The organism is Stenotrophomonas sp. STEN035, assembly GCF_056759935.1.
In genome coordinates this window covers 1-2,441 of the sequence record NZ_JBRRDY010000075.1, presented here as the reverse complement: position 1 = coordinate 2,441, position 2,441 = coordinate 1, and the positions used below count along the sequence as shown (strand labels likewise).

3 protein-coding genes are annotated in these 2,441 nt (G+C 63.9%); 1 reads left to right on the top strand and 2 read right to left on the bottom strand.

Going from position 1 to position 2,441, the window contains the following annotated elements:
• Window positions 1–190: 190 nt before the first annotated feature.
• Window positions 191–487 carry a hypothetical protein gene (locus tag ACVOLL_RS20530; protein ID WP_481514562.1) on the bottom strand — a complete coding sequence of 99 codons (297 nt, stop codon included), beginning with the start codon at window positions 485–487 and terminating at the stop codon, window positions 191–193.
• A 21-nt stretch (window positions 488–508) separates the two neighbouring features.
• Here ACVOLL_RS20530 and ACVOLL_RS20525 point away from each other — a divergent pair, with 21 nt between their 5' ends.
• Window positions 509–904 carry a hypothetical protein gene (locus ACVOLL_RS20525; protein WP_481514561.1) on the top strand — a complete coding sequence of 132 codons (396 nt, stop codon included), beginning with the start codon at window positions 509–511 and terminating at the stop codon, window positions 902–904.
• Here the strand turns inward: ACVOLL_RS20525 and ACVOLL_RS20520 are convergent.
• On the bottom strand, window positions 863–2,134 hold the full coding sequence (locus ACVOLL_RS20520) for a WD40 repeat domain-containing protein (RefSeq protein WP_481514560.1): 1,272 nt from the start codon (window positions 2,132–2,134) through the stop codon (window positions 863–865). The two genes, ACVOLL_RS20525 and ACVOLL_RS20520, sit on opposite strands and share 42 nt — an antisense overlap.
• Window positions 2,135–2,441 lie beyond the last annotated feature (307 nt).

The following is a 2,441-nucleotide window of genomic DNA, read 5'->3' as shown; positions in this document are numbered from 1 at the left end:
CCCCACCTGCGGGGGGGGCGGGGGCGCGCCCGCCCGACGGCCCTGCCCCCCCGGGGCGGGGGGGGCCCGCCCCGCCCCCCCCCCGGGCCGGCGGGGCCCCCGGCACTACGGTCCGCTCCGTTTTGCCTACGCAGCGATTTCACGCCCAGCCGGCACAATGCCAACCAGCTGCAGGTCGTATTGCTCATCGCTACAACCCAGTGACGAAGCTGGCGCCGTCATAGCGCCCCTGGAAGGCCCCAATTGGCTTACCTGTCCAACGCTGCACTTCCGCATCCAACGCGCTGTACTCACTGCCACCGCGTTTGTAGGCATAGGCCCTCCCCAACTGCACGATTCGCGCGTTGCCGGCGCCAAACACCTGCCCCGGGTGGTAGCCCCCCACCAGCACCGCATGCAGGTTGGCACCTGGCTCCACAGTCAGCACCCAGTTAACCGGCTCATAGGCGCTGAGCACAAGAATGGTAGGCACACTGGAACGACGCACGCGAACCTGGATGGACCCGGCATGACGTTGAATGCCAACGCCGTGAACCCCGTTTTCGGCCTCGTATACACCCACCGCCTCGATCCGTGCGTTGCGGGCAAGCGCAGCCAGCACGGGGGTGTTGGAACGTTGCTGCGCCGGCGGCACGGGCGGAGAGGTGCCAACGTTTCGCGCGGCCAGCGCTGCGCGTGCGCGCTGCACCAGCGCCAGATGTTCCGGCGACGCCGCCGCTACCTTTTCCGCCTCGCGCAGGCTGCTCTCCATTTCCGCAAACTCCTGCGCACGCGTGGCGAGCGCGGCGCGGCCTTCTGCTTCGAACTGGGTGATGACGCTGCTGACACTCTGCGCTGGCAGCAGCGGCAGTTCCTGCAGTACCTAGATCTTGGTCTGGTCAAGAACGCCATTGCGCTGCAATGACGGAATGAAGATGAACTGCCTCGACAACAGCTTCGTCGCATCAACCTGTGCCAACGTCTGCTTGCTGAGCGAATACAGGTAGTCGCGACGTTCCCCCATGCCATTGCCAAGATAGGCACGCAGAAGCAACTCATCGCTGCGCGGCGTTGCCCACGCCGAACGAACCTGCAGCGGCTGCAACGGCAAGGTCTGCACCTGCCGGTCGGCAAGCACAAACTGCTTTAATTCGCCCTGTGCCAGCGCAACGTAACTGCCATCAATCGCCTCCACCAAGTCGCCGTTTGCTGCGTTGAAATCCAGCGGTTGCTCGGACAGCAACTGCACTTCCCAGCCATTGCTGCCCTTCCGCAAAGCGATCTCAGCCAAACGGCGGGGTGAGAACACAAAATAGTGATTCGGCTTTCCTGGTACCGGCACTACCTTGTCCACCGCTACAGCATCAAGTGGAACAGGCAGATGCTTTCCCTCGACGGCATCCAGCAGCACAACCGCCGAGCTCCGTTGCGCATTCCGCTTGCTGCGCTCGCTGAAGATTGCGCCCACGCCCTCAACCCACTGAAAGCGTCGTGGTTGCACTGCGTAGCGCGCGAGCACCTCACCCGACTCAGTCTCCCTGACCTCGGTGCCACCGTCATCCGTAGCAACCGCGACCAAACGACCATTCGCCGACAGCGCACCGCCGCCCAAGCGCCCGTCGGCTTCCGACAGCACCTTGCTGGTCTGCATGTCGACCAGCCGATACTTGCCATCCGCCTCCAGAATCATCACGCCGGCCTTGGCCGCGAAGGTCGCTTGCCGGACGCTGACATCACTGCTGATGAAACTGGCTGGCGGGCTGGAAACTGCCCGCAATGGCGGCGCCGTCAGCAGGACAGCCATGCGCTGCAGCACCAGCCACTCATCCAAAGCGGCATCGCTATCAACGAAGCAGGTACTGCCAGCCAGATCGTCGCGCACGCTGTCGCTGCTGGCGAACAGCGAGACCTTGTAGTCCTTGCCACACTCGCTTGCACGTTGCTGCAACCGATCCTGATACGCCCGCTCAAAACCGGAAACGTCCTGCCCCAATGCCTTCAATTGCGCTTCGAGCCGCTGTTTGTTGGCAAGCACCGCACTGCCTGGTGGTATCGCGTCGTTGATACGCGCTTCGTTGGACTTTCCAAGATTGCCACAGCCGGCCAGACCGGCAGCCACAGCCAGTATCCCCAACACTTTCAAGACCCGTTCCATGTCGCCCCCGGTTGGATGCTCGGGCCTGCGTCCTCGCTGGCCTGCCGGGCGATGTTAGTACGCCACCCGCCACGGCGGAAGCTGACGGCCCGGTCTTACGTTGTGGCCGGCTACAGGTGGAATGCCCGCGCTTCGCGACTTAACCCGCTCCCACCAAACCAAGACAATTGCCAGAGCCGAGCCATACTCCACCGAGCTCCACCTGTAGTGGCGCGCCCAGCGCGCCACACGCATCAAAAATAATAGGCGGGGCCCGAGCACGGCAACCCACACCCAAACGAAGCCACCGCACGCCCGCGGGGCGCCC

Excerpts from the sequence above, each read along its gene's own strand:
- ACVOLL_RS20525 (WP_481514561.1), top strand. The coding sequence starts at position 509 with ATGACGTTGAATGCCAACGCCGTGAACCCCGTTTTCGGCCTCGTATAC.
- ACVOLL_RS20520 (WP_481514560.1), bottom strand. The coding sequence starts at position 2,134 with ATGGAACGGGTCTTGAAAGTGTTGGGGATACTGGCTGTGGCTGCCGGT.